18 protein-coding genes and 2 pseudogenes are annotated in these 24,538 nt (G+C 60.6%); 15 read left to right on the top strand and 5 right to left on the bottom strand.

The genetic code is table 11. The features are described from left to right. The first annotated feature begins 79 nt into the window (after positions 1 to 79). From AMM33_RS18785 to AMM33_RS18750, 9 genes are all read left to right on the top strand, one after another. On the top strand, positions 80 to 2,275 hold the full coding sequence (locus AMM33_RS18785; protein WP_090142786.1) for a type I restriction-modification system subunit M: 2,196 nt from the start codon (positions 80 to 82) through the stop codon (positions 2,273 to 2,275). A 26-nt stretch (positions 2,276 to 2,301) separates the two neighbouring features. Next, on the top strand, positions 2,302 to 3,366 hold the full coding sequence (locus AMM33_RS18780; RefSeq protein WP_090142835.1) for a PDDEXK nuclease domain-containing protein: 1,065 nt from the start codon (positions 2,302 to 2,304) through the stop codon (positions 3,364 to 3,366). A 70-nt stretch (positions 3,367 to 3,436) separates the two neighbouring features. Beyond that, positions 3,437 to 4,600, top strand: coding sequence for a restriction endonuclease subunit S (locus tag AMM33_RS18775; RefSeq protein ID WP_090142785.1), 1,164 nt, complete (start codon positions 3,437 to 3,439; stop codon positions 4,598 to 4,600). Further along, complete coding sequence (locus AMM33_RS18770) at positions 4,597 to 4,869, top strand: hypothetical protein (RefSeq protein WP_090142784.1); 273 nt, start codon at positions 4,597 to 4,599, stop codon at positions 4,867 to 4,869. The genes AMM33_RS18775 and AMM33_RS18770 overlap by 4 nt, the downstream gene beginning before the upstream one ends. Positions 4,870 to 5,023: 154 nt before the next feature. Beyond that, entirely contained in the window at positions 5,024 to 5,284 is a 261-nt protein-coding gene (locus tag AMM33_RS22130; RefSeq protein ID WP_194945561.1) for an AAA family ATPase, read from the top strand. Further along, a complete protein-coding gene (locus AMM33_RS18760; protein WP_053173388.1) occupies positions 5,281 to 5,478 on the top strand; it encodes a DUF2283 domain-containing protein in 198 nt (65 codons plus the stop codon). Before AMM33_RS22130 ends, AMM33_RS18760 begins: the two co-directional genes overlap by 4 nt. Positions 5,479 to 5,487: 9 nt before the next feature. After that, entirely contained in the window at positions 5,488 to 5,619 is a 132-nt protein-coding gene (locus AMM33_RS22690) for a hypothetical protein (RefSeq protein ID WP_255350717.1), read from the top strand. After that, positions 5,616 to 6,869 (top strand): AAA family ATPase, encoded by a 1,254-nt coding sequence (locus AMM33_RS18755; RefSeq protein WP_090142782.1) that lies wholly within the window; start codon positions 5,616 to 5,618, stop codon positions 6,867 to 6,869. The genes AMM33_RS22690 and AMM33_RS18755 overlap by 4 nt, the downstream gene beginning before the upstream one ends. Before the next feature lie 162 nt (positions 6,870 to 7,031). Beyond that, positions 7,032 to 10,409: a type I restriction endonuclease subunit R gene (locus AMM33_RS18750; protein WP_090142781.1), complete on the top strand. Its 3,378-nt coding sequence runs from the start codon at positions 7,032 to 7,034 to the stop codon at positions 10,407 to 10,409. A 68-nt stretch (positions 10,410 to 10,477) separates the two neighbouring features. Here the strand turns inward: AMM33_RS18750 and AMM33_RS18745 are convergent, their stop codons facing one another. Continuing rightward, positions 10,478 to 10,825 (bottom strand): helix-turn-helix domain-containing protein, encoded by a 348-nt coding sequence (locus tag AMM33_RS18745; protein ID WP_090142780.1) that lies wholly within the window; start codon positions 10,823 to 10,825, stop codon positions 10,478 to 10,480. Next, on the bottom strand, positions 10,812 to 10,958 hold the full coding sequence (locus AMM33_RS22600; protein ID WP_228768243.1) for a hypothetical protein: 147 nt from the start codon (positions 10,956 to 10,958) through the stop codon (positions 10,812 to 10,814). The genes AMM33_RS18745 and AMM33_RS22600 overlap by 14 nt, the downstream gene beginning before the upstream one ends. Before the next feature lie 138 nt (positions 10,959 to 11,096). On the opposite strand from AMM33_RS22600, the gene AMM33_RS18740 reads away from it, so the two are divergent. The 3 genes from AMM33_RS18740 to AMM33_RS18730 all read left to right on the top strand — a co-directional run bounded on the left by AMM33_RS18740 (position 11,097) and on the right by AMM33_RS18730 (position 15,324). Next, positions 11,097 to 12,224 (top strand): Fic family protein, encoded by a 1,128-nt coding sequence (locus AMM33_RS18740; RefSeq protein WP_090142779.1) that lies wholly within the window; start codon positions 11,097 to 11,099, stop codon positions 12,222 to 12,224. Between the two features lie 170 nt (positions 12,225 to 12,394). After that, positions 12,395 to 14,560, top strand: a complete 2,166-nt coding sequence (locus tag AMM33_RS18735; RefSeq protein ID WP_090142778.1) for an FAD-dependent oxidoreductase — start codon at positions 12,395 to 12,397, stop codon at positions 14,558 to 14,560. A gap of 2 nt (positions 14,561 to 14,562) precedes the next feature. After that, positions 14,563 to 15,324 (top strand): DUF3047 domain-containing protein, encoded by a 762-nt coding sequence (locus AMM33_RS18730; RefSeq protein ID WP_090142777.1) that lies wholly within the window; start codon positions 14,563 to 14,565, stop codon positions 15,322 to 15,324. Positions 15,325 to 15,403: 79 nt separating this feature from the next. Here the strand turns inward: AMM33_RS18730 and AMM33_RS18725 are convergent, their stop codons facing one another. Genes AMM33_RS18725 through selD form a run of 3 tightly spaced genes read right to left on the bottom strand, consistent with a single transcriptional unit; the run spans position 15,404 to position 19,085 of the window. Continuing rightward, complete coding sequence (locus AMM33_RS18725; RefSeq protein ID WP_255350716.1) at positions 15,404 to 16,042, bottom strand: glutathione S-transferase N-terminal domain-containing protein; 639 nt, start codon at positions 16,040 to 16,042, stop codon at positions 15,404 to 15,406. Further along, the gene (locus tag AMM33_RS18720) at positions 16,039 to 16,707 is read right to left on the bottom strand and encodes a cupin domain-containing protein (RefSeq protein WP_228768242.1); all 669 of its coding nucleotides are present in this window, start codon (positions 16,705 to 16,707) and stop codon (positions 16,039 to 16,041) included. Before AMM33_RS18720 ends, AMM33_RS18725 begins: the two co-directional genes overlap by 4 nt. Before the next feature lie 14 nt (positions 16,708 to 16,721). Next, positions 16,722 to 19,085 (bottom strand): selenide, water dikinase SelD, encoded by a 2,364-nt coding sequence (gene selD / locus AMM33_RS18715; RefSeq protein ID WP_090142776.1) that lies wholly within the window; start codon positions 19,083 to 19,085, stop codon positions 16,722 to 16,724. A 553-nt stretch (positions 19,086 to 19,638) separates the two neighbouring features. On the opposite strand from selD, the pseudogene AMM33_RS22595 reads away from it, so the two are divergent. The 3 genes and pseudogenes from AMM33_RS22595 to AMM33_RS22590 all read left to right on the top strand — a co-directional run. Then, positions 19,639 to 23,112 (top strand): annotated as a pseudogene (locus tag AMM33_RS22595) (Ig-like domain-containing protein); the annotation flags it as partial. An 88-nt stretch (positions 23,113 to 23,200) separates the two neighbouring features. Continuing rightward, positions 23,201 to 23,404, top strand: a pseudogene (locus AMM33_RS22770) (Ig-like domain-containing protein); the annotation flags it as partial. A 78-nt stretch (positions 23,405 to 23,482) separates the two neighbouring features. Next, positions 23,483 to 24,538 (top strand): Ig-like domain-containing protein (locus AMM33_RS22590; protein WP_304438315.1); only part of this gene is annotated, 1,056 nt, incomplete at its 3' end.

The following is a 24,538-nucleotide window of genomic DNA, read 5'->3' as shown; positions in this document are numbered from 1 at the left end:
TCATTCAAGCCCCCGCTGGCCACCCCGCCCAAACGCCCCTCCGGCAAACCGCCAAAAACAACAATCAGCCCCCGCACAGATGACCGCCAACGCCTTCCACAACATCGCGCAAATTGAAACCAGCCTGTGGGAAGCCGCCGATCAGCTCCGTGCCAACTCCAACCTCACGGCCACTGAATATTCCATGCCGGTGTTGGGCGTGATTTTTTTGCGGCACGCCACCAACCGTTACCAAACCGCGCTGCAAGCCATTGAGGCCGCGCAGGCGGAGGGCACCATGCCAAAGCGCCCCTTGGTCAAGGGCGACTTCATCAAGCGCCGGGCTTTGATGCTGCCCGAGGCCGCACGCTACGACACCCTGCTCAACCTGCCTTCGGGCGCCAGCTTGGGCGGCGCACTGGTGGCGGCCATGAACGCGATCGAGGCGGACTTTGCGCCGCTGCAAGGCAGCTTGCCCAAAGACTACGACCGCTTTGACAACAAGCTGCTCGAAAACCTGCTGCGCTGTTTTGACAGCCAAGCCCTGCGCCAAGCCACGGGCGATGTGTTTGGCCGCATTTACGAATATTTCTTGATGAAGTTCGCCATGCAGGGCGCACAAGACAACGGCGAATTTTTCACACCGCCTTCGCTGGTGCAAACGCTGGTCAACATCATCGAGCCCGACCACGGCGTCGTGGCCGACTTGGCTTGCGGCTCGGGCGGCATGTTCGTGCAAAGCAGCCACTTCATCGAGCAATTGGGCCAAGAGACCATGAACCGGGTCACCTTTTACGGCCAAGAAAAAACCCCCACCACCATCCGCCTGGCCAAGATGAACCTGGCCGTGCACGGCCTTGAAGGCGACATTCAAGAAGCCAACACCTTCTACGACGACCCACACCGCCTGCAAGATGGCAAGCCGCTGTGGGGCAATGTCGATTTCATGATGGCCAACCCGCCCTTCAACGTCGACAAAGTCGATGCCGAAGCCATCAAAACCGACCGCCGCCTGCCCTTTGGCCTGCCCGGCATCAACAAAGACAAACACGTCTCCAACGGCAACTACCTGTGGATCTCGTACTTTCACAGCTACTTGTCGCCCACGGGCCGCGCCGGGTTTGTCATGTCATCGCAAGCCAGCAGCGCAGGCCATGGCGAAAAAGAAGTGCGCCGCAAACTGGTCGAGACCGGCGACGTGGACGTGATGGTCGCCATCCGCTCCAACTTCTTCTACACCCGCACCGTGCCCTGCGAGCTGTGGCACTTTGACCGGTCTAAACCCGCAGCACTCAAAGACAAAGTGCTCATGCTGGACGCCCGCAACGTCTACCGCAAAGTCACCCGCAAGATTTACGACTTCTCGCCCGAGCAACAAGCCCACCTGGCTGCCATCGTCTGGCTGTACCGGGGCCAGCAAAGCCGCTACCTGGGCTTGGTGCACAGCTACATCACCCGCCTGAACGCCGAGGCCCAAGGCGTGGACGCCACCCTGGCCCCGCTGCTCGACCAGCTGACCCAATCGCAAGTGGCGCTACAAACCTTCAGCCAAGCCATCAGCGCATTGAAAGACGCACCACAGCCCGTGCAAGAAAGCTTGACGGCCCTGCAAGCCGCTCTGGCCGAGCAAAGCCAAGCCGCCCAAGCCTTCATGACCGACCGCGCCAGCCTGGTCACCGGCCTGCAAGCGTATGGCCAAACGGTGGTGGCCAGCGGCACCCAAGCCAGCACCGACAACGCGACTCAAATTCAACTGCGCCAAAGCTTTGACAAACAAGCTGAAGCCGCCAAGGGACTGGTCAAGCAAATCGACCTGCTCTACAAACTGGCCGCCCGCAGCGCACAACAGGCGCAAGCCCTGGCCGCACAGCTGAGCCAACACGAAGGCAAGTCAGACAAAGACGCCGCCATCCAAGCCGCCGCCGACCTGCTCGACCGCCGCGCCGTCAACAAAAACATCAAGCAACTCGACGACGCACGCCACACCGCCGTGGAGCAACTCAAGGCCTGCGCCTACACCCACCGCCAGATGGTGTGGCTGCAAGAGCGCTTTCCCAAAGCCGAGATGCAAGACGTGCCCGGCCTGTGCAAAGTTGTCAGCCGTGCCGACATCGAAGCCGCCGACTGGAGCCTGACCCCCGGCCGCTACGTGGGCGTGGCCCCGGCCGAAGTGGACGATGACTTCGACTTTGAACAAACCCTGCGCGACATCCATGTGGAGCTGGCGGATTTGAACCGGGAGGCTGTGGAACTGGCGGCGAAGATTGCGGCCAACTTTGAGGGCTTGGGGGTATGAGCACGATGGAACCGACGAAGGGGAACATGCCCGCCGATATGCCCGCCGACAAGCCCGCCGTTTTGCTGGGCGATCTCAAAACGCTGATTGATCAGGCGCGGTCGCGCATTGCAAGCACCGTCAACGTGGGCTTGACCCAGCTTTATTGGCAAATCGGGCAGCGCATCCAACGCGACTTGTTGCAAGAGAAAGACCGTGCGGCCTATGGCAAACAGATTTTCGCGACACTGTCGCGAGAATTGAGCCAGCGTTACGGCAAGGGGTTTACGGGGTCGGCACTGCATCGCATGGTCAAGTTTGCGGAAGTCTTCCCGGACCCGCAAATTGTGGCGACACTGTCGCAACAATTGAGCTGGTCACATTTTTTGCTGCTGCTTCCCCTGGAAAAACCCATGCAGCGCGACTATTACGCCGAAATGTGCCGCATAGAGCGCTGGAGCGTGCGCACCCTGAGCGCCCGCATCGACAGCATGCTTTACGAGCGAACAGCCCTCTCGCGTCAGCCCGATAAGCTCATTGCGCATGAGCTGGGCACATTGCGAGAAACCGACCGCATGACCCCGGCCTTGGTGTTTCGCGACCCCTACTTTCTGGATTTTTTGGGCCTGGACGACCACTACATTGAGCGGGATGTGGAAGACGCCATCATGCGTGAGCTGGAGCAGTTCTTGCTGGAGCTGGGCGCTGGCTTCAGCTTCATTGCCCGGCAAAAGCGCATGACTGTGGGCGGTGAAGACTACTTTCTCGACCTCTTGTTTTTCCATCGCGGACTCAAGCGTTTGATCGCCATTGAACTCAAGCTGGGCGATTTCAAGCCCACAGACAAAGGTCAAATGGAGCTGTATTTGCGCTGGCTGGACAAACATGAACGCCAACCCGGTGAAGACGCACCGCTCGGACTGATCCTGTGCGCAGGCAAAAATCGCGAAGCCGTGGAACTGCTGGAGCTCGAAAAAAGCAGCATCCACATCGCCGAATACCTGACCGCGTTGCCACCCCGCGAAGTGCTGGAACGCAAGCTGCACGAAGCCGTGGCCAGCGCCAAGGGGCGACGTAGTTTGCCGCCGGGTGAGCAAGAGGAGGGGGTATGAATGGCAAGTTTGTGCATTGCACTGCAATGGCGGTGATGAAGACTCAAGCCAACTTTGAGGGCTTTGGGGTATGAGTCGGGCTGGTTGGGAATTGACAACCTTGGGGCAATATTGCGAAGTCTTTAGCGGCTATCCATTTAAAAGTATCGGTTTCACTGACGATCCGAACGATATTCCATTGGTCAAAGGTGAAAACATCGGTCAGGGTGAGGTGCTCTGGGATATATCAAAGCGCTGGCCAATTCAGGACCTAGCAGAATTAGAACGCTACAAGTTGATTAAGGGTGATGTCGTTCTCGCCATGGACCGGCCATGGGTACCTGCGGGACTTAAATTCGCAAAAATCACTGCTTCTGCACCAGACGCATTGTTGGTTCAGCGAGTCGCACGTCTGCGTGGACTTAAAGGTCTTGATCAATCTTTTCTTGCTCAACTTATAGCGTCACCTAGCTTTGTTGGATATGTGCAGAGTGTTGGCCGAGGGGTAGGTGTTCCTCATATCAGCAGCAAGGAGATTGGTGCATTTACGTTTTGGTTGCCCCCGTTGATGGAACAAGAAAAGATTGGGAATACCCTCTCCGCCTACGATGACCTCATCGACAACAACCGCCGCCGCATGGCCCTGCTCGAAGACTCGGCCCGGCAGCTCTACCGCGAATGGTTTGTGCGCCTGCGCTTTCCCGGCCATGAGCACACCCCCATCGTGGACGGCGTGCCGCAGGGGTGGGAACGTGCACCTTTGGAATCGGCGCTGGTTTTGCAGCGTGGTTTTGACTTGCCTACGCAAGACAGGCAAGACGGCGAAGTTCCAATCTATGGCTCGACCGGCATTCTTGGTCATCACAACCAAGCCAAAGCAGCAGCGCCAGGCGTGGTGACCGGTCGAAGCGGTACTTTGGGCGAGGTTCAATATGTGGACCAAGATTACTGGCCGCTCAACACCGCGTTGTGGGTGAAAGGGTTCAAACGCGTGACGCCGTTGTTCGCGCTCTTCCTGCTTCGCGAAATGGACCTCAAGCAGTTCAACGGTGGCGCATCGGTGCCGACCTTGGATCGCAAGTCGGTGCATCGCGTGGATGTCTTGATTCCTTCGACACAGATGCTTCGAGCATTTGATGAATTTGCCGTTGATGTTTTTGCGCAAGTCAAAAAGCTGGCATCACAAAACCAAAAACTCCGCCAAGCCCGCGACCTGTTGCTGCCCCGCCTGATGAACGGAGAATTGGCCGTATGACCCGCAAAGACCAGCACACCGACCTGAAATCCCTGCGCACCGTCACGGGCAAGTCGGCGGACTGGGCGGATTTGGCTCAAAAAGCGCTGAATCACCATCAAGTTTTTGGCTCAGTGAGCCAAATACCAAAGTGGTCATCTGGCAAGTCATTGATTTCAAATGATTTTTTTCTTGGCTCAGTGCTCCAAATGAGCCAAATGCGAGCCAAATTTGAGCCAAATGCGCGTCAAATTTTCATCAATAAACCAAGGCAGACACCCGTTCATTGATCTGGTTTCTAAAGGACAAAACAGGGGTAATCATGAAGAGGCAAAGACCTTTCGGGTTGATAGAAATTGCTAAGTCTTTGATTTGTATGAATTTTTCTAAAGGACAAATCTGCAGTTTGTCCTTTAGAAACCGTGGCTTTGGCCAATAGACGCCATGGCCTACACCGACATCCACATTGATCCCTTGTCGGTTCTGGTGGGCACCAATGCCAGCGGCAAATCCAATGCGCTCGACGCATTGTTGCTGCTCAACCGGGTGGCTTCGGGTTCCATGCTCACCTCGGCCTTGAAGGGCGACGGCACGCAAGCCGCCTTGCGCGGCGGTGTGGAGTGGTCTGCGCGGTGTTGGTCCTCGAAGACGCCTTGGTCGTTAAAACCGTCATGCACGAATTTGTATTGGAGGATTAACCCATGAAAACCACCTACTACGACCAAGATGACATCTTGGTGATTCATCTCTCGGATAAACCCATTGCACGCGAGGTGTCGCAGGACTGGAACACACATGTCAGCTATGCCGCTGATGGAACAGCCGTAGAAGTTGTCGTATTGGACGCCAGAGCCAACGGCGCACTCCCGGTAGAAATCCTCCACGGCCAAGCCGCCTGAATAGACACCATGGCCTACACCGACATCCACAGTGAAGACCGCCTGGTGCAGGCCACCTTTGCCGAGCAAGCTGAGGTCAGCCGATTCAGCCGTAGCATGGCTTATCCTTTCGGTCAGCAAACCCTGCTGGAGCACACATGATCACCGAGTTGAAACTGGAAAACTGGAAGAGCTACGAAAGCGCCTCCATCCACATTGATCCTTTGTCGGTTCTGGTGGGCACCAATGCCAGTGGCAAATCCAATGCGCTCGACGCATTGCTGCTGCTCAATCGGGTGGCTTCGGGTTCCATGCTCACCTCGGCCTTGAAGGGCGACGGCACACAAGCCCCTTTGCGCGGCGGCGTGGAGTGGGCGGCGCGGCAGCCGGGTTCTGTGTTTGCACTGAGTGTGGTGTGCCGTTCTGATGAACTCACCGATTACGAATACAGGCTGGAAGGAAAAATCATCGACAGCAGGTGCGATCTGTTTTCTGAAAAGCTCACGCGCACAAAGTTCAGGGCGGGCAAAGACGGACGTCGTAAATCAGAGGCGGGTCACATTCAGCTGCTGCGCACCGATGCGTGCACAGACGATGCCCCCACCATCATCGCCCGCCTTTACAACGAAAAACAGGGCACCCCACGCCAGCTGAGCCGTGCAAACTCCATCCTGTTTCAGTTGATGGGTCAAAAGCTGCGTCAGGAAATTCAAGATGGTGTGCAGGCTGTCATTTCAAGTCTGCGTGAAATCTTCATCCTGGACCCGATCCCTTCGCACATGCGCGGGTTCTCGGCTTTGTCTGAAAAGTTGGAGTCAGACGCTTCCAATATTGCGGGCGTGTTGGCCGCATTGCCGAAAGACAAACAACAAGAGATCGAATCGGTGCTGACGCAATACGCCAGCCAGCTGCCTGAACGAGACATTCGGCGCGTGTATGCCGAAACAGTCGGCAAATTCCAGTCAGACGCCATGCTGTATTGCGAAGAGCACTGGCTGGACGCAGGACCGCCACCCACCGTGGATGCACGCGGCATGTCGGATGGCACGCTGCGATTTCTGGCCATCTTGACGGCGCTGCTCACTCGGCCGCGGTACAGCTTGCTGGTGATTGAAGAAGTGGACAACGGCCTGCACCCCTCTCGGGCCAAGTTGTTGCTCGACATGCTGAAAACCGTGGGCGCAGCGCGGGGGGTGGATGTGTTGGTGACCACGCACAACCCGGCGCTGTTGGACGCCATGGGCACGCAGATGGTGCCCTTCATCACCGTGGCCAACCGTGATCCTGCTACGGGTGACAGCGTGTTGACGCTGTTGGAAGACATCGCGCAATTGCCCAAGTTGCTGGCGCAAGGATCGATTGGTCGCTTGTTCGGACAAGGGTGTTTCGAATTACGGGGTGCCACCATCTGATAGATGAGCAGGGTTTCTAAAAGACAAAACAGGGTGAATCATGAAGAGGCAAAGACCTTTCGGGTTGATAGAAATTGGTAAGTCGTTGGTTTGTATGAATTTTTCTAAAGGACAAATCTGCAGTTTGTCCTTTAGAAACCGTGGCTTTGGCCAATAGACACCATGGCCTACACCGACATCAACAGTGAAGACCGCCTGGTGCAGGCCACCTTTGCCGAGCACCTACAGCGGGAGTTGGGCTGGGACAGCGTCTATGCCTTCAACCAGGAAACCTTTGGCCCCCACGGCACGCTGGGGCGCAGCAGTGAGCGCGAGGCGGTGTTGGTGCGCGACTTGCGCGAGGCGCTGACCCGGCTCAACCCGCAGCTGCCGCAGTCTGCCATCGAAGACGCGGTGTCGCAGCTCACGCACCACGATTTTTCGCGTTCGCTCTTGCAGCACAACCAGGCTTTTCACAAGCTGGTGCGGGATGGCGTGCCGGTGAGCTTCAAGAATGCGCAGGGGCAGCTGAGCCACACGCAGGCCAAAGTGATCGACTTTCGCAACCCGGCCAACAACCGCTTTTTAGTGGTGCGTGAACTCAAGCTCACGGGTTTGCGCACGCCCAACTACAACCGCCGCGCTGACTTGGTGTGTTTCGTCAACGGCTTGCCGTTGGTGTTCATCGAGCTGAAGGCGGTTTACAAAAACATCCGCGCCGGGTTTGACGGCAATTTGCGCGATTACATGGACGAGAACGTGGTGGCGCACGCCTTTCACCACAACGCGTTTTTGGTGGTGAGCAACGGGCACAACGCCCGGTTTGGCTCCATCACCAGCACTTGGGAACACTTTGGCGAGTGGAAGCGCCTGAGCGAAAACGATGTGGGCAATGTGGCGGCCGAGGTCTTGCTCAATGGCATGCTGGCCAAAGACCGCTTGCTCGACATCCTGGAAAACTTCATTTTGTTTGACGCCAGCAAGGCGGGCCACACGCGCAAGGTGGTGGCGCGCAACCACCAGCTGCTGGGGGTGAACCAGGCCGTGGCCTCGGTGCTGCGGCAAGAGGCTTTGAAGCGCGAATTCCCCACACGACTGACGCAGCGCACTTTTGAGCTTCCCTCTGCCGGTTTGAGCACAGCGGCCAATGAGCCGCAAGTGCTTTACCCCCTGGCCGCAGAGCCGGTGCCGCAGTATTTGCAAATCATCGAACGGGCGCACCCCGACCTGGGCCGCTTGGGCGTGGTGTGGCACACGCAGGGCAGCGGCAAGTCGTATTCGATGGCGTTTTTTGCCGAGAAGGTGCGCCGCACGGTGCCTGGCAATTTCACCTTTGTGTTCATGACCGACCGCGACGATCTGGACAGCCAGATTTACAAAACCTTCATTGGTTGCGGCGTGGCCGACGAGCAAACGCCGCGTGCCAGCTCGGGCCGCGAGCTGCAGCGCTTGCTGGCCGAGAACCACCGCTTTGTGTTCAGCCTGATCCACAAGTTCAACCAAGAGGTGAAGCCCGACGCGCCCTACAGCGAGCGCGACGACATCATCGTCGTGTCGGACGAGGCGCACCGCACGCAGTCGGGCAAGCTGGCGCGCAACATGCGCATGGCGCTGCCCAATGCGGCGTTCATCGGCTTTACTGGCACCCCCCTGTTCAAGAACGACCAACTGACCAAGCGCATTTTTGGCGACTACGTGTCACGCTACGACTTCAAGCGCAGCGAAGAAGACGGCGCTACGGTCAAGCTGGTGTACGAGAACCGGGGCGAAAAGCTGGGCCTGGCCAAGCTGGATTTGAACGACAAAATTGCCGAAGCGGTGGATGCCGCCGATCTGGACACCGACCAAACGGCCTTGCTGGAAAAGCTGCTGGGCAAGGACTACGAAGTGGTGACCGCCGACGAGCGGCTGGAACGCATCGCCGCTGACTTTGTCGACCATTGCAGCACCCGCTGGGAAGCGGGCAAGGCCATGCTGGTGTGCATCGACAAAATCACCTGCGCCCGCATGTTGCAGCTGATCGGGCCGCTCTGGAAAACCAAAGCCGCCGCCGTTCGAGCCGAAGCGCAAAACAAGCTGCAAGCCATCAACGCCACGACCGATGACGAAGCGCGGCAAGTGCTGCACGCCCAGCGCGACCGCCTGCTGGCCAAAGCCACTTGGATGGACGAGACGCTGATTGAGCTGATCATCAGCGAGGCGCAAAACGAGGTAGCCGATTTCAAGGAGTGGGGTTTCGACATCATTCCCCACCGTGAGGTGATGAAGCTGGGGTTCGAGACCGCAGACGGCCAGCGCGTGGATGTGGAAACCGCCTTCAAAAACCCCAAGCACCCGTTCCGCGTGGCGGTGGTATGTGCCATGTGGCTCACGGGTTTTGACGTGGAATGTTTGTCCACGCTCTACATCGACAAGCCCATGCGGGCACACACCCTGATGCAGGCCATTGCCCGCGCAAACCGGGTGTATCCGGGCAAAGACTTTGGCCTGATCGTCGATTACAACGGCATGCTCAAAAGCCTGCGCGAAGCCTTGGCGCAATACGCGCTGGGCGACGATGGCGGCGAGGCCGAGATTGTGGCCCCCATCGAAGAGCGCGTGGCGGCCCTGGCCGATGCCATTGCCGTGACCGAGGCGCATTTGATGGGCCTGGGCTTTGATGCCAGCCGCTTGCTGGGCACCAAGGGGTTTGCGCGCATTGCTTTGTTGGCCGATGCGGTGAACGTGGTCTACACCAGCGATGAGACCAAGCGCCGGTATGAAATTTTGTCGCGCGTGGTGTTCAGTCGCTTCAAGGCTTTGTTGGTGGAGCCTTCAGCGCTGGTCTATGCCGAGCGGCACGACAACATCGAAGCGATTTACAAAAAGCTGAGCGAGCGGCGCGACACCGCCGACGTGAGCGAGTTGCTCAAAGAGCTGAGCCGCATCGTCAACGAAGCGATTGCCACCCATGCATCCGGGGTGGATCAGGCCAATGGCCTCACGGTGGATTTGTCGCAAATCAACATGGAAAAGCTGCGCGACGAATTTGCCAGCAAGGTCCAGCGCAAGGCCACGGCCATTGAAGACATTCGCCAGATCGTGGAAGAAAAGCTGGCGCAGATGCTGGCGCAAAACCCGCTGCGCATGAACTACGAGAAAAAGTACCAAGAGATCATCGCCGCCTACAACCAGGACAAAGACCGCGCCACCATTGAAGACACCTTTGCCAAGCTGTTGGATGTGATGGCCGCGCTGGATGTGGAGCAGCAACGCGCCGTGCAAGAGGGCTTGAGTGAAGACCAGCTGGCGCTGTTTGATTTGGTGCAACGCGGCGACTTGAACAAGACCGAACGCGAACGCATCAAACAAGCCAGCCGCGATTTGCTGGCGGGCGTGCTGGCGGTCATTGCACCGCTCGACCGCTGGACCGAAAAGGAACAGACCCAAGCTGAGGTGGAAATCTTCATCATGGATCAGGTCTACCTGTCACTGCCCGAGCCGCCTTACTCTCCACAAGACAAAGCCGACGTGGCGCAATTGGTTTACCAGCACATTCGGCAGCAGAGCTTGCGGGCATAGGCAAGCGGGTTTCAATTGAATGGGGATGCGGCTTGGGTGTGAGCAAGCAGTGTTAAGGCACTCAGAGCTTATGCGACAACAGGCTTGGGTGTGCCCTGCTTGGCGCGGCTCGTTAAATTACCAGTTGTCCGAGGCCTGCGAACCAGCCTGATCTCCAGCTTGCAACCCAAGGCATCTGCATACTTGGTCAACGTTGCCAGCGATGGCGAGTGCTTGCCACTGCCGGACTCCATGCGAGCCACGGCAGATTGGGTGGTTCCGATTTTTTCGGCCACTTGCGCTTGGGTCAGGCCTTGCGATGTGCGGGCCTTCAAGAACTCATCCAGAAGAGAAAACTCGTCGCTCAGCTTGTCAAATTCTGCTTTGACAGACGCATCGGCCAGTGCCTGGGTGCGCAGTTGTTTATGCGTCAACATCTTTCCACTCCTTCATACGCTTGCGCGCAAGTGCCAATTCTTTGGGCGGTGTTTTTGTAGATATTCGCTGTCCCACTTCATGGGATAAATATAGCGTGTTTGAGATAATTTGTTCCTCAGGCTTGCTGGTCATGGATGCGCGCTTGAATACTTTGCCGCTCTGTGTGCACCCCCCACTTGGTTGCGAGTTGGTTGAGGCTATGGGAGATTGCGGTGAATACGCCGCATATTCACCGCACTATCTGCGGCGAATAAAGCGCATAATCACCGCATGTTCGCCGACAAGACCCCCCGCAAACGCACTTACATCTGGCAGCGCCCCGACTGGCCTCAGTGGCGTTATGACGCGACTGCACTGGCCGGGCCGTTGGCACAGTTGCACCGTGCGCAAGGTGAGTTGGTGGGCCGGATGGCGCACTTGGGGTTGGCGCAGCGCGATCTGGCGACTTTGCAGGTTTTGACGCAAGAGGTCATCACCACCAGCGCCATTGAGGGCGAAACACTCAACTTGGAGGCTGTGCGCTCGTCCATCGCCCGGCGCTTGGGTGTAGACATTGGCGCGCTCGCGCCCGCTGACCGCCATGTGGATGGCGTGGTGGACATGGTGCTGGATGCCACCCAGCAATATGCCCAACCGCTCTCGGCCGAGCGCTTGTTTGGCTGGCACGCGGCGCTGTTTCCCACCGGCTTCAGCGGCCGTCTGCGCATTCAGGTGGGCGCGTGGCGCAACGACTCAGCAGGGCCGATGCAAGTGGTCTCGGGACCGGTGGGGCGCGAAAAAGTGCATTTTGAGGCACCGCCCGCCCATACCTTGCCCGCACAAACAGCCGCGTTTTTGGAATGGTTCAATGCCGGGCCTTTGGGTGATGCGCTGGTGCACGCTGGTTTGGCGCATTTGTGGCTGGTGACATTGCACCCGTTTGACGATGGCAATGGCCGCGTCAGCCGTGCCGTGGGCGACATGGCCTTGGCCCGAGCAGAAGGCTCTGCACAACGGTTCTACAGCCTGAGTGCGCAAATTCAGCGCGAGCGCAAACAGTATTACGAACAACTCGAAGCCACCCAACGTGGCACGATGGACGTGACGCCATGGCTGCAGTGGTTTTTGGCCTGCTTGCTGCGTGCGGTGCAGGGTGCTGATGGTTTGTTGGTGGGCGTGCTGGACAAGGCGAAGTTTTGGCAACGCTGGGCAGACACGCCGATGAATGCACGGCAGACGCTGGTGCTCAACCGCTTGATCGACGGCATGGATGGCAAGCTGAACAACGCCAAGTGGGCCACCCTGGGCAAATGTTCGGCAGACACGGCGCTGCGCGATATCAATGACTTGTTGGCGCGAGGCGTATTGCGCCGCTTGGAGGGTGGCGGACGCAATACGGCATACGAGTTGGCATCCTGATGCGGTGCGAGGCCTGCAACACTGTGCGTCAATTTCCTGCGCCTCTGGGTCCGATTTGGTTGACGAACTTGTAACTTCTCAGGGCATTCAGCCGAATAACAAAGCATCAGCGTTTATCGTTCATGGCTCTTGGTTCACTGTGACCATGAGCATCACCGGAGTTTCCCCTCATGCGTCTTCGTCAAATTGTTTTGCTGCTCTTGTTGGCGCTGGCCATCGGTGCATTTGTGGCGCTGGACTTGGGGCGTTATCTGAGCTTTGAGCAGCTCAAGGCCAGCCATGCCAGTTTTGACCAGCTCTATGCACAGCAGCCTGTGATGGTGGCCGCCGTTTACTTTGGGGTGTACGTCTTGGCCACGGCGCTGTCGATCCCGGGCGCGGTCATCATCACCTTGGGTGGCGGTGCCGTGTTTGGCCTGTGGCAGGGTTTGCTGCTGGTGTCGTTTGCCTCCACCCTCGGCGCCACTTTGGCTTTTCTGGCATCGCGCTTTGTGCTGCGCGAGTGGGTTGAAGCGCGTTTTGGGCAGCGTTTGGCCGACATCAATGCCGGTGTGGACAAAGAGGGCGCGTTTTACCTCTTTACCTTGCGCTTGATTCCGGTGGTGCCGTTTTTCCTGATCAACCTGCTCATGGGCCTGACGCGCATGAAGACCTGGACGTATTACTGGGTGAGCCAGCTAGGCATGCTGGCGGGCACCGCGGTGTATGTGAATGCGGGCACGCAGCTGGCGCAACTCGAATCACTGCAAGGCATTTTGAGCCCCGCGCTTTTGGGCAGCTTTGTGCTGCTGGGCATCTTCCCGCTGATCGCGCGCCGCATCGTGGCCGCGGTGCAAAAGCGCAAGGTTTACGCCCGCTGGGCCGACCAGCGCCCCAAGACCTTCGATCGCAACCTGATCGTGATTGGCGGTGGCGCGGGTGGTTTGGTCAGCGCCTACATCGCGGCAGCCGTCAAGGCCAAGGTCACGCTGATCGAGGCGCACAAAATGGGCGGCGATTGCTTGAACTACGGCTGTGTGCCGAGCAAGGCACTGATCAAAAGCGCCAAGCTCGCACATCAGATGCGCCACGCTTCCAAGTACGGCCTGAGCGACTCGGCCCCGAGCTTCAGCTTCAAAGCGGTGATGCAGCGCGTGCATGACGTGATCAAGGCTATCGAGCCACACGACAGCATCGAGCGTTACACCGGTTTGGGTGTGGAGGTGTTGCAGGGTTACGGCAAGCTGGTGAACCCCTGGACGGTGGAGGTGGCTTTGAACGACGGCACTACACAGCGACTCACCGCCCGCAGCATCGTCATCGCCGCCGGGGCCAGCCCCTTCGTGCCGCCCCTGCCCGGCTTGGACGACGTCGGCTACGTGACCAGCGACACCCTGTGGGACGAATTCGCGAAGTTCGATGAAGTGCCCAAACGCCTGGTGGTGCTGGGCGGCGGCCCGATTGGTTGCGAGTTGGCGCAAAGCTTTGCGCGACTGGGTTCACACGTCACCCAAGTGGAAATGGGCGCACGCATCATGATCCGCGAAGACGTGGAGGTGAGCGAACTCGCCAAAGCCTCACTCGAAGGCGACGGCGTACAGGTGCTCACTGACCACAAAGCGCTGCGCTGCGAGCGGGTCAATGGCGAAAAGATCCTGGTGGTGGAACACGCCGGTGCAGAAAAACGCATCGCGTTCGACCAGTTGCTGTGCGCTGTGGGCCGCGTGGCGCGTTTGCAGGGTTATGGATTGGAGGACTTGGGTATCCCCACGCACCGCACGGTGCAGACCAACGAGTACCTGCAAACCCTTTACCCCAATATCTACGCCGCCGGCGATGTAGCCGGGCCGTTTCAGTTCACCCACACCGCTGCGCACCAAGCGTGGTACGCCGCCGTCAACGCGCTGTTTGGCGAGTGGAAGCTGTTCAAGGCCGACTACTCGGTGATCCCGTGGGCGACTTTCATCGACCCCGAGGTGGCGCGTGTGGGCTTGAACGAGCAGGAAGCGAAAGAGAACAACATCCCCTACGAAGTCACGAAATACGGCATCGACGATCTGGACCGCGCCATCGCAGACAGCGAAGCGCAGGGTTTTGTGAAGGTGCTCACCGTGCCGGGCAAAGACAAAATTTTGGGCGTGACCATCGTCGGCGCACACGCCGCCGACCTGCTGGCCGAGTACGTGCTGGCTATGAAACACGGCCTGGGCCTGAACAAGATTTTGGGCACCATCCACACCTACCCCACGATGGCCGAGGCCAACAAATACGCGGCAGGCGAATGGAAGCGTGCGCACGCGCCATATCGCTTGCTGGCGTGGGTCAAGAAGTACCACGACTTCAAACGCGGAGCCTGAGCATGGCACGGCACCTCACCGCACTCGCCGCTGCAGGGCTCTTGGCCTTGAGCGCACACGCCACATCGCCACTGCCCTTGTCAGGGCCGTTGTGGCCCTTGACCAGCCAGCACAGTGCGCAGGCGCAAGGCTGGCGCTTTGTGGGCTTGCCCAACAAACCCCAGATCGCGACCACCCGTTTTGAATTGGGGCAGATCGATGGCGTGGCCGGTGTGCAGATACAGACCGACAAGTCCTATGGCACCTGGGCCCACGACTGGCGCGGCACAGCGCGCACGCTGCAGTGGCGCTGGCGTTTGGACCAGGCCTTGAGCGGTGGCCTGCGACCGGCCGACTTGCGGCGCAAGGACGGCGATGACGCGGCGCTCAAAGTCTGCGTGATGTTTGACCACGCGCTCGATCGAGTGCCCTTTGGCGAACGCACGCTGCTGCGCGTGGCGCGCTCGGTGAGCGGCGAGAACCTGCCCGCCGCCACCGTGTGTTACCTCTGGGACCCGTTGCAAGCCAGCGGCACCAAAGCCGCCAACCCCTACAGCCGACGCGTGCGATACGTGGTGCTGCAAGGCCCCAGCGCACCGCTTCAGCAGTGGCTCAGCGAATCACGCGATGTGGCGCAAGACTTCCTCATGCTTTTTGGCGATGAACTGCCTGCAGGCAGTGCCAAAGCCGCTGTGCCCCCAGTGAGCGCGGTGGTGATTGGCGCAGACAGCGACAACACGCAAGCCCACAGCAGCGGCTGGGTTGCTCAACTGCAATGGCACTGAAGACCAAAATGTCTGCCCGCCAAGTCGGCTCTGCTGCAGTCGGCCGACCGTGAATGGGTATTTGCAGGTTGGCGGCTTTTCAAAGGGGTTTGCGCATGGCTGCTTCAAACAAGGGGCTGATCAACCACCGGGCTAGCCATGCCTGCACTGCGGGCAGGGCTTGTGCGGCCCACCATGCGGCATCGGTGGCGGCGAACTGGCGCACGAAGGGAAAGATGCCGATGTCGGCGGCGCACGGCTCGTTACCGCCCAGCTGGGGTGCTGTTCGCAGCTGCTCATCCAAGGGCAAGAGCAAGGTCTGCAGGGCTTGTTCTCTGTGCCAGTCTCGGCCTTGCGCATCCGTAAAACGCTCGGGGTATTTGGTGCGGTCCAGGTGGTGTTTGAAGGGCCCGTCACAAGCGGCTTGCAAGGTCAGATTGATCGGGGTTTGCGCGCGTGCCCACCAAGCACCGACATCGCCCGTGTGTTCAAAGGCCCAACGCACAATGTCCCAGCTTTGCTCCAGCACAAGGCCGCCCGTCAGCACCAACACCGGCACCGTGCCCTTGGGCGAGACGGCCAGCATCGCGGCGGGCTTGTCGCGCAGCACGATTTCACAGGCCTCAAAGCGCACCTGTGCTTGCAGCAAGGCCATGCGCGCACGCATGGCGTAGGGGCAACGCCGGTAGGTGTACAGCAGCGGCAACGCCGCCTGTGTTGTCGTTGTCTGCGTGATCACACCAAATGCCCCGTCTTCACCAAAATCAAGCAGCCCTCGTGGCTGAAGGGCTGGTGCTGGCTCATGTGCGGGCTGCGCAACCAACTGCCTGCGGGGTAGTCACCATGCTCGTCTGAGAACACGCCTTCGACCACAAAAATTTCCTCCCCGCCCCAATGCCGGTGCGGGTTGAAAAATGTCTGCGGCGCCCAGCGCACCAGGGCGGTGTTTTGGGTCTCGAAGGTGTTCAGCGGCAAGACCTTCAAGCCCTCCACCAGGCCTTGTCGCCACTCGCTGCCGCGCGAGTCCACCACCACACGCTCGTCGTCGCGTGCGTCCAGATGGCGCAGCTTCACAAACAAAGTGCAGCCCTCGGGTGATGACGGCGCGTGCGAGGTGCCCACCGGGTTTTTGATGTAAGTGCCGGGGCCGTAAACACCGTGCTCGTCGTGCAGCGTGCCTTCGAGCACCAAAATTTCTTCGCCCCCGCCGTGTGTGTGGCTGGCAAAAGCCGAGCCGGGCGCATAACGCACGATGGACGTGGCCCGCGCCACCTCGCCGCCGTCGCGCTCGAGCATGCGGCGCGACACGCCCAAGGCGGGTGAATCCACCCAATCGAGGGCGGGGCTGTGCACGATGCAGCGCTGGGTCAGGTCGGCATTGAGGGTGATGTGTTCGTGGCTCATGTCGTTTCAGGCTTTCAGGTTTTCAGCAGCACCGGCTCCAAAGCTTCGCCTTGCGCGGTGATGCGGCCAATGATGGCGGTGTGTGCATAACCGGCTGCCTGTAGCGCGGCCACGCAAGCGTCGGCCTGTGCGGCAGGCACGCTGGCCAGCAGGCCGCCCGCAGTTTGCGGGTCAAACAGCAGTGGATAGCGCGGATCGCCCACAAACTCATCGGCGTTGCGCAGGGCGCGGCGCAGGCGCACGTTGGCCGGTTGCAAGGAGCTGACGATGCCTGCTTTCACGCAGTCCACCGCGCCGTCGAGCAGGGGCAGGGCGCTCAGTTGCAGCTGGGCATCCACGCCGGACGGCCGCGTCATCTCTACCAGGTGGCCCAGCAGGCCAAAGCCGGTCAGGTCGGTGCAGGCGGTGGCCCCGTGTGTGCGCAAAATTTCAGCGCCCAATTGGTTGGACTGCACCATGGATTGCAGCGCCGCATCGATCCAGCGGCCCTTGGCGGCATGGCGGGCGTGCGCGGCAAACAAGGTGCCGGTGCCGATCGGCTTGGTCAGCAGCAGCACATCGCCCGGCTGCATGCCGCCCTTGCGCATCACGCCGTCCATCTTCTCGTCGATCAGGCCGTTGATGGCAAAGCCCAAAGCCAGCTCAGCGCCTTCGCCCGTGTGCCCGCCCACCAGGGCGCAGCCTGCGGCGTTCAGCACTTCGATGGCGCCAGCCATCATCTGCGTCAGCAGGTCTTCCACCTTGCGCTCCAGGCCCGGCGGCACGGTCACCACGGGGGTGGCGGTTTGGGGCTCGCCGCCCATGGCAAAAATATCGCCCAGCGCGTGGTTGGCCGCAACTTGGCCGAACACATACGGGTCGTCGATGAAGGCCCGAAAAAAATCCACCGTCTGCACCACGGCCATGCCGGGCGGCACGCGCACCACAGCCGCGTCATCCGGCGAATGCAGGCCGATCAACACATCGGGCCGTTCCACCGGCTTCAAGCCGCCCAAAGCGCGTGACAAAACGCTGGCGCCGACTTTGGCACCGCAACCACCGCAGCGCATGGCGATGGCCGATATGGCTTGCAGCGACTCTTCAGACGTCAAGCGCAGGCGCGTGCTGGGCGCTTGGCCTTGGCCCGTCATCGCCTTGAGCGCTTGGCCCATGGCCCGCACGGCATCGCGCCAATGGGCTGCGGCTGGCCTCATGTCTGCGCTGGGCATCACGGGCAACTCTGTGAAGCGGCGCATGAACGTGCGGTCAATCCGGTCCTTCCAACGCCAGACCCAGGCCCCGGCAAAGCCCAGCGGTCCGCGTGAGGCCACGGCAAAGCGGTTGCCGGTCGAGATCAAGGCCAGCCAATGGCGTTGCGGCTTGTAGGCCAGCAACCGTTGACCGCGCAAACTGCGTCGCAAATTCTCGGCCAGCGGTTTGGCCATGCGCACGGCAAACACCCCCGCTTTTTCAAGAGGACGCTCCACAAACGAAGCGATGTCACCGGCTGCAAACACCAGCGGGTCGTTCAGACATTGCAACTGGGGGTTCACCACAATGAAGCCTTTGTCGTCCAGCGCCAAGCCGGTGCTGTTCAGCCAGGCCGGGCCACCGGCTTGCGTGACCCACATGGTTTCATCGGCATCCATAGTGCGGCCATCACGCGTGAGCAAGCAACCGGGCAAGACCTGCACCACCTCGGCCTGCGTGTGCACCTCCACCTTGCGCGCCTGCAGCACCTTGGCAAAGCGCTGGCGCACGCCTGCGTTGTGCGTGGGCAAGATCGTCTCGCCCGAAGTCACCAGCACAAACTTCAGGTCTTCGGGGCTGCGGCCCAGCGCCTTCATCTCATGGCGCAAACGGTGCTGCATCGACAGCACCAGCTCCACCCCCCCGGCGCCGCCACCGACCACCGCAATCGTCATGCGCCCCCGGTGGGCCGGCCACTGGCGGGCTTTGTCCAGCAGGGCCAGCCAACGCTGGTTGAACTGCGCAATCGGCTTGACCGGCACCGCCAGCGCCTGCGCACCCAGCACCTGTTGCACCTGCGGGGTCGATCCAATGTTGATCGACAACACGTCATAAGCCACAGGCGGGCGGTTTTTGCAAATGACCGTTTGGTTTGCACGATCCAGGCCAACGACCGCATCGTGATAAAGACGCGCCCCGGCAAAAGCGCACAGGCGCCCCAGGTCAATGTGCACCTCGTCAAAGCTGTAGTGGCCCGCAATGTAGCCGGGCAGCATGCCCGAATAAGGCGTGTCGATGTCGGTGCAGATCACCGTGATGCGCACGCCCGGTTCGGGCCGCATGGCGAACATGCGCAGCACGCCCACATGGCTGTGGCCGCCACCGACCAGCACCAGGTCGCGCAGCACGGGTTGAGGAGAGGCTTGCATTCTCAAAAGGTCCAGAGCTCGTGCACCCAGCGGTGCAAGGCAGCGCGTTCGCCGCTTGTTACCAACAACGGAGCGCGCAAAGCGCCCCCACGCCCCAAGTGTGCCACCAGGGCACATCGGGGCTGAAGCCGCCGGCCTGCGCGTGATCTTGGTACGCATTCAATTTGTCATTAAAGACAAATTTCGCCAAAAAATTCATCAAATACATCATGTGGCTTACCCCAATTGGGGGTTTGTTTATGTCATTTTTGACGATATCTTGGAGTTTGAATTAATAAATCCATCAAAAAAATTATAGATTTAGCATTGGGAAATATGTCGTTTTTTGAGTTTAGAAACGCTGAAATCATGGGTCAAAAATGAATTTCAGACGTCTTCACCAGCGGGGCACCGCACGGCCTTCTTTAGAGGGGCGTGGGGTGCTTTTGTGCGTCCGTTGGCGGTCCATGTGTGGCCATGCACCAAGACAGGGCGCAGTGCTGGAACTGCGGGCTGACTCAGCGATGACAGCCACGCCAAAAAACCACCCGATGCGCGCCACACAGGGACGGCCATGACGATCAACAGCGACAGTTACACGCTCAATTTAGGTGTTTTTACAACACAAGCCCTCACGCTTTCGGGGGCTGACCTGACAGCGGCCAACACCTTGCTCCAAACCGGGCAAAGCCTGAAGGTGGACGAGGCGATCCGCCAATCGCTCACGGCGCACATCGTCATGCTCGGCGCCCAAGGGGGCATCGACCCACAAAAAGCCGTCCAGGAACTGATCCACGTTGCCGCCAACGAACTGGTCGCCGCCGTGCCTGATCTCCTTGCCCATCCCGACACCGCGCAGGCCCTGGCGCAGCTGGGCGCGGACAAAACCAGCGCCCTCATGGTGCAGTGGCTGGGTTTTGCCGACCACGTCAGCGCCACCTTGCAAGCGCAGCACAGCGACCCCGCTTTGCAGCTGGCCTTCCAAAACGCTGCGCCCAACAACGCGCTGGTGCAAACCTTTGGCACCGAGACCCTCTGGCCTGTGCTGCCCAACACCCCCGTCCCCATTGACCCCTCCATGCTGCGCGAAAACCCGCTCACCAGCATGAACGACCTGAGCTTGATGACCCCCATGGCCTCCACAACAGACAGCCCCGGCACCGCGATGACCGACCCCGCCCTGACCCTGACCGATCCGGGTCTCGTCACCGGACTGAGCACCCAAGTCACCATGGGCATCAGCGCCCTCGTGCAAAGCGCAGAAATGCAAGCAGCCTTGCAAGGCGCCGTGGACAACGCCATCACCGGCAACAAACTGCCGCTCATCGCCCCCACCCTGGTGGACCCCGTGCTCTATGCCGAAGTCACCACCACTGCCGTCCTCAACGACCCGGCCCTGCTCAAAGTCATAGACACCGTCCTCACCGACCCGGTCTTTGTGGCGGGCGTGGGCAGCGTGGGCCTGCCGCAAATGCGCAGCCTGCTCGTCAAGCAACTGGACATTGGCGCCACATTGACCGAAACCCTGGCCACCCAAGGCGCCAACGCCCAGCTGGTGCAGCAAATCGGCACTGAAATGAACTCCAGCGCTGTCAATCAGATCATGGTTGACAGCCTCCCCGTGGCCATGGCCAACGGCAGCGCCAACGTCATCACCCCCATCGCCATGCCCACCGGCACCACCAACACCCCCAGCGTCAGCAACACCGTCACCAACACCGCAAGCAACACAACAACATCAGCAGGAACCACAGCCATGAACACCAGCACCAACCCCGTCATCGCCATCAACGCCAGCAAAAACAACCTGGCCATGGGCGAAACCGCCACCCTGTCGTTCACCCTGTCCCAAGCCAGCACCAACTTCACAGCCTCTGACGTGACGGCCATTGGTGGCACGCTCAGCAACTTCACCGGCTCGGGCACCAGCTACTCCGCCACCTTCACGCCCAGCGCCAACGTGTCGAGTGCCTTCGTCATGGTCGGCAGCGACACCTTCAGCAACGCCACAGGCACGCTCAACAAAGACGGCGCAGACGCCAACAACGCCGCATCGTTCAGCGTCGGCCTGCTGTGCAACACCAACGCCCCCGCAGACACCACGGCCCCCAGCGTGATGATCAGCAACACCAAAACCCGCGTGAGCCCTGGTGAAACCGACCTCATCACCTTCACCCTGTCTGAAGCCAGCAGCAACTTCACGCAAAGCGACGTCACCGTCATCGGCGGCACGCTCAGCGGCTGGATGCAAAGCGCCACCAACCCGCTCGTCTACACCGCCACCTTCACGCCCAACCCCAACGCCCTGAGCGCGGCCCTCTTCATTGCCAGCGAAAGCTTCACCGACGCCGCAGGCAACTTCAACCAAGACGGCATGGAGCTCAACAACATGGCCTCGATCGCCATCCAGTGCAAGATCGACACCACACCGCCCACCATCATCGTCACCGCCGACAAAGCCACCTTGGCAGGAGGGCAGAGCGCCCTCATCACCTTCACCCTGAGCGAACTCTCCAGCAACTTCACTGCTGCCGACGTCACCGTCTCCGGCGGCACGCTCAGTGGTTTTGCCCAAAGCGCCACCAACCCTCTGGTCTACACCGCCACCTTCACAGCCTTTGACGTGACCGTCTTGGGCGGCTTGCAGGCCCCCACAGGCGGTGTGATCAGCGGAAGCGTCACCGTGGCCAGCAACAAATTCACCGACGCCTCGGGCAACCAGAACGCCGATGGCGCAGACGCCAACAACACCGCCAACTTCACGATCAACCTCGACGTCACGCCGCCCACCATCATCGTCAGCACCGACAAAGTTGACCTGCTGGTCGGCCAGACGGCCACCATCACCTTCACCCTGTCTGAAGCCAGCAGCAACTTCACCCTGAGCGACATCAGCGTCAACGGTGGCTCGCTCAGCAACTTCCAGGGCTCGGGCACCCGCTACACCGCCACCTTCACCCCCACCACCGGTGCCAGCAGCGCCATGATCGTGGTGTCCAGCAACACCTTCACCGACGCCGCAGGCAACCTCAACAAAGACGGCGCAGACCTGAACAACGCCGTCAGCCTCAAAACCAACTGCCCGCCAGAAACCACCCCCGACACCATCGCCCCCACCGTGGCCATCAGCAGCAACAAAACCACGCTGGCCACAGGCGAAACCGCCACCATCAGCTTCAGCCTGTCCGAACCCAGCACAGACTTTGCCGTGGGCGACGTCACCGTGGTCGGAGGCACGCTGAGCAACTTCCAGGGCTCTGGCACCAGCTACACCGCCACCTTCACCCCCACCAGCGGGGCCAGCAGTGGCACTGTCATGGTCAGCAGCAACACCTTCCGCGACGCCGCAGGCAACAACAACCAGGACGGTGCCGAATCCAACAACACCGTCTCGCTGAGCATCGGCAGTGCGCAGCCATCAGGTACGGGCACCCCCACGCCACCTGCCGACACCACCGCCCCCACCGTGTCCATCAGCAGCGACAAAACCATGCTTGAAGCGGGTGAAGCGACCACGCTCACCTTCACCTTCTCCGAAGCCACCAACGACTTCGCCCTGAGTGACATCACCGTCATCGGCGGCACCATGAGCAACCTGGTGCGCAACCCCACCAACCCTCTGGTCTACACCGCCACCTTCACCCCCTTTGCCACCACCATGGGGGCCATGGTTCTCGTCAGCAGCGGCCAATTCAGCGATGCCGCAGGCAACTTCAACAAAGACGGCGCCGATCTGAACAACGCCGTCTCGCTGGGCTTCAACTGCACGCCCACCGACACCAGCGTTCCCACCATCGCCATCAGCGCCCCCAAAACCGCGCTCGGCGTCGGTGAAGTCACCACCGTCACCTTCGTGCTGAGCAAAGACAGCACCGACTTCAGCCTGGCCGACATCACCTTGCTGGGCGGCACGCTGACCAACTTCGTGGGCAGCGGCAAGGTCTACACCGCCACCTTCACCCCCGCACCCACCGCCAAGAGCGCCATGATGTTCGTGGCCAGCGACAAATTCACCGACGCCGCAGGCAACTTCAACAAAGACGGCGCCGACACCAACAACGCATGGTCCTTCGGCCTGCAATGCACACCCATCACCCCAGTTCCCGTGGCGCCCGCAGCCCCCGGCGCCATCCTCAATGCCATCAGCGACAGCGGCACACAAGGTGACAACNACCACCACCGACAMCACCCCCACCTTGTCTGGCACCGGCACCCCCGGCAACACCATCGCCATCAAAGACGCTGCTGGCAACGTCATTGCCACCGCCATCGTCGCGGCCAACGGCACCTGGATGGMCACGCCCGTMAAMCCGCTGCCCCAAGGCCTGAACAACCTCAGCGTCATCGAAACCAACCCGGCGGGCCTGGCCAGCGCCGCCACCGCACTGCCGCTCACCATCCAAAGCGCAGTCGTTCCCGTGGCGCCCGCAGCCCCCGGTGCCATGCTGAACGCCATCAGCGACACCGGCACACAAGGTGACAACACCACCAGCGACAACACCCCCACGTTGAGCGGCACCGGCACCCCCGGCAACACCATCAGCATCAAAGACGCTGCTGGCAACGTCATCGCCACCGCCATCGTCGCGGCCAACGGCACCTGGATGGCCACGCCCGTCAACCCGCTGCCCGTGGGCCTGAACAACCTCAGCGTCATCGAAACCAACCCGGCCGGTCTGACCAGCGCCCCCACCGCACTGCCGCTCACCATCCAAAGCGCAGTCGTTCCCGTGGCCCCCGCAGCCCCCGGCGCCATCCTCAACGCCATCAGCGACACCGGCACACCAGGTGACAACACCACCAACGACACCACGCCCACCCTGAGCGGCACCGGCACCCCCGGCAACACCATCGCCATCAAAGACGCCGCTGGCAACGTGATTGCCACCGCCGTGGTCCAGCCCAACGGCACCTGGATGGCCACCCCGAGCACCGCGCTGCCCCAAGGCCTGAACAACCTCAGCGTCATCGAAACCGGCCCCACGGGTCTCGCCAGCGCCGCCACCGCGCTGCCCATCACCATCGACAGCGGCGCCCCCACCGTCATCGTCAGCGCCCCCAAAGGCCTGCTGGCCGCAGGAGAGGCCACCACCATCTCCTTCACCCTGTCTGACGCCACCAGTGACTTCACCGTGGCCGACATCACCGCCATCGGCGGCACCCTGAGCGGCTTTGCCCAAAGCGCCACCAACCCGCTGGTCTACACCGCCACCTTCACCCCCACCGTCGGTGCCCGCAGCGCCATGGTCTTCGTGGGCAACGACAAATTCACCGACGCCTCCGGCAACCTCAACAAAGACGGCGCCGACCTCAACAACCTCGCCAGCTTCAGCATCAACGCGGCTGTTACCCCTGTCGCCCCCGCAGCGCCTGCCGCCATCCTCGACCCCACCAGCGACAGCGGCGCCAAAGGTGACCAACTCACCAACGACACCACCCCCACCCCCAGCGCCACCGGCACCCCCCGCAACACC

This window comes from Limnohabitans sp. DM1, from assembly GCF_001269385.1.
GTDB lineage: Bacteria > Pseudomonadota > Gammaproteobacteria > Burkholderiales > Burkholderiaceae_C > Limnohabitans_A.
The sequence above is the reverse complement of the archived record's forward strand: the minus strand, read 5'-3'. Positions and strand labels throughout refer to the sequence as shown.